Source organism: Ferruginibacter sp. (genome assembly GCF_031430955.1).
Lineage (GTDB): Bacteria > Bacteroidota > Bacteroidia > Chitinophagales > Chitinophagaceae > Ferruginibacter.
The window spans coordinates 1-3,166 of record NZ_JANPCM010000234.1 but is presented as its reverse complement, the minus strand read 5'-3'; the positions used below and the strand labels follow the sequence as shown (position 1 = coordinate 3,166).

The 3,166-nt window shown below is 34.7% G+C and carries 4 protein-coding genes; 2 read left to right on the top strand and 2 right to left on the bottom strand.

From position 1 onward, the window contains the following. Window positions 1–1,280: gliding motility-associated protein GldE (gene gldE / locus ACY65O_RS06585; protein WP_462220059.1), on the top strand; the 1,280-nt coding region annotated here is incomplete at its 5' end. A gap of 123 nt (window positions 1,281–1,403) precedes the next feature. Beyond that, window positions 1,404–2,096 carry a gliding motility lipoprotein GldD gene (gene gldD, locus ACY65O_RS06580; RefSeq protein ID WP_462220058.1) on the top strand — a complete coding sequence of 231 codons (693 nt, stop codon included), beginning with the start codon at window positions 1,404–1,406 and terminating at the stop codon, window positions 2,094–2,096. 4 nt (window positions 2,097–2,100) lie between these two features. Here the strand turns inward: gldD and ACY65O_RS06575 are convergent, their stop codons facing one another. Both ACY65O_RS06575 and ACY65O_RS06570 read right to left on the bottom strand, forming a co-directional pair. Continuing rightward, on the bottom strand, window positions 2,101–2,457 hold the full coding sequence (locus ACY65O_RS06575) for a hypothetical protein (protein WP_462220057.1): 357 nt from the start codon (window positions 2,455–2,457) through the stop codon (window positions 2,101–2,103). Between the two features lie 172 nt (window positions 2,458–2,629). Beyond that, window positions 2,630–3,166 (bottom strand): DUF2306 domain-containing protein (locus ACY65O_RS06570; protein WP_462220056.1); only part of this gene is annotated, 537 nt, incomplete at its 5' end.

The window sequence follows — 3,166 nt, the reverse complement described above, 5'->3', positions numbered from 1 at the left end:
CTCTTGCGGCTAATGCTGTGCTTATCTTTCTTGCTATTTTACTTTTTATTATTTCATTTTTAGTAGCCGGTTCCGAAGTTGCTTTTTTCTCACTTACGTTTAAAGATATTAATCTGCTTAAAACCAAGCAGCAGCCTGCATACCGGCGCATTGTTAATTTGCTGGAACATCCAAAGACATTACTGGCTTCCATGCTAATTGCCAATAGCTTTGTAAACATTGGTATTATTTTAATCTCCAACCTTTTAATTGATGACTGGATTACAGGCATGCAGTTTAATTTTTTTACAGTTTTTTTAATTAAAGTAGTAGCAGTTACAATTTTACTGGTTTTATTTGCCGAAGTATTACCAAAAATTTGGGCCACCCACCATAAAGTATGGTTTGCTGCAACAGCCTCTTTAATTGTAGAAATATTTACCAGTATTTTTTACCGCTTCAGCAAACGTATGGTTAGGTGGAGCGATGGTATTGAAAAGAAATTTTCTTCGGATAACACCGCTGCAATGGACAGCAGCCATTTAGATTATGCCATTGATCTGCTGCCCGACCACGAAGCAACAGTGGAAGAAAAACAAATTTTAAAAGGAATAAGGAAATTTGGCGATACTACTGTTAAACAAATTATGCGTACACGGCTTGATGTAAGTGGCATAGATATTAACAGCAGTTTTGTAAATACAATAAAAAAAGTAGAAGAGTTGCATTACAGCCGCTTACCGGTGTATAAAAATAATTTAGATGAAGTGGTGGGCATGCTGCATACAAAAGATTTATTACCGCACTTAAACGAAGCCGATAATTTCGACTGGCATACACTGATGCGGCAACCGTATTTTGTACACGAACAAAAATTGATTGAAGATTTGCTGCAGGAATTCCGTAACCGCAGAAATCATTTTGCTGTGGTGGTGGATGAGTTTGGCGGCACATCGGGCATAGTAACGCTGGAAGATATTATGGAAGAAATAATTGGAGATATAAAAGATGAATTTGATGATGAAGAAAGTGTAAATAAAAAAATTGATGACTTTACCTATATTTTTGAAGGTAAAACAATGATTAACGATGTGTGCAAGGCTATGAATTTGCCGGTAGATACTTTTGATAATGTACGGGACGACAGTGATTCACTTGCAGGGTTGGTTTTAGAAATCGCCGGCGAATTTCCACAGGTAAATGAAGAAATAATTAGCGGCGATTTTACCTTTTTACCTTTAGAGATAAATAAAAACAGGATAGATAAAGTAAAAGTTATTATTAAACAAACCGAGGAATAATTAAACACTAAATATTCAATGTTCTATTTTAAATATTCTTTAAGAATACTACATACAATATTCAATGAAAAATATTTACGGTTTTTCAAATCTGTTCGCCAGCTTCAAACTCTTTATTACCTTTTGCCAATTGCCTTTTGCTTATTCCTTTTTTCTTGCAACTCAACATACACGTCTAAGAAAAAAGGATATTATAAAATTGATTTTCCCGAAAGAAAATATATCAGTTTTCAGCAGGAGGGTTTTCCTTACACTTTTGAATATCCTGTATATGCAAAAGTTATTAAAGACAGTACTTATTTTGACAGCAACCCCGAAAATCCTTACTGGATAAATATTGATTTTCCACAGTTTGGCGGAAGGATTTTTTTAAGTTATAAAATTATTGGCGGTAAAGCCATTTATAAATTAAAGCAGCAAAACGGAACTTACAAAGATTCGGCGGGCATTAATAAATTCGACAACATGGTAGCCGATGCTTATAATCTTACCAATAAAAACCAGGCCATTACCACTTCCATTACAGACAGTGTGATGCATACGCCCAATGGCATTACCGGTATATTTTTTAAAGTGGGCGGTAATGCTGCAACAGCCAAGCAGTTTTTTTTAAGCGACACTACAAAAAATTTTATACGTGGTGCTTTGTATTTTGACGTAACACCCAATGCAGATTCCTTAAGGCCGGTGCAGGATTTTTTGCAAAAAGATATTGAACATATAGTAAACAGTTTCCGCTGGACGAATAAAGCTGCAGGCGCAGAAAAATTGCCTGCAGCAAATGCCATTCCGATACAAATTAAAAGCACAAAATAATAATCTACTTATTTTCTTTTTTCACTTCTGCCACAAGCTTTACATCTTCAATAACTTTAGGTACAATCCTTCCTCTTGAAAAATTGGAGAACTTAAATCCACGAACGTATATTTTACTTTTTTTGGAAGTTTTTGTTTTGGCTTTTGCCACGGATGCTTTATCGGAAACAGCTTCATTTTTTATTGCCGTTTCGGTAAGCGGTACCGTGGTAATTGTTTCTTCTTTACTTTCTAATAAAGGGGTTTCTTCTTTGTACATTTTTTCTAAAGTGCCATTGCTTTTAGTGATGTAATAATCAACAACACCATACACACTTGCTGCCGAAAAAAGGCCGATACCTGCATAAATAATTGCTCTCATGTTTTTTGTTTTAAATGATGGAAATTTGGTTTAAGAATTTTTATTATACCAATTAGATATTGAATCTATCCGATTAAAAAAATGTCAGGTTGAGCTTGTCGAAACCGGTGCAATAGTCAACCCGTCTTCGACAAGCTCAGGCTGACAGTCTGATTTCAATGTCTAATTGGTATTAGTTAGCAATAAATGTTTTTAAATAAAATTTACTTTTTCTGAAAATAAAATATTCTGCCACCAGCATATTACCCAGAACACTTATCCAGAGCGATATTTCGTAATTATACAGATGATCTACCCCATAGTAATCAAACAGCATATGATAAATCCTAAAAGTAACTGCTGTCATTGCCATGCTGTAGCTGCGTAGCATCCAGTTTTTATGTGCCAGCACATTTTTTACTTTTATGGTTTGTAAACCTTTAGCGGTGCTGAAAAACCAATAAACTGCCATAAACATAAACAGCATCCGCTCCCAAAAACTTCCTTTTGCAAAAAAACTCATGTACAATCCGGTAGGCGCACCAATTATTAAAACCACCAGCACATAAATTTTCCCCATCCAGATATGTATTACTTTTCTTTTCTTTAAAATATAAGTGGAGAATTGTGTAAGGGCAGCAATAATGCAAAACATACCTGCAAAAATGTGTGTATAAAAACTGAATTTATAAACTGGTTTTAAAAACAGCAGAGCCCGCTCTTCTATAAA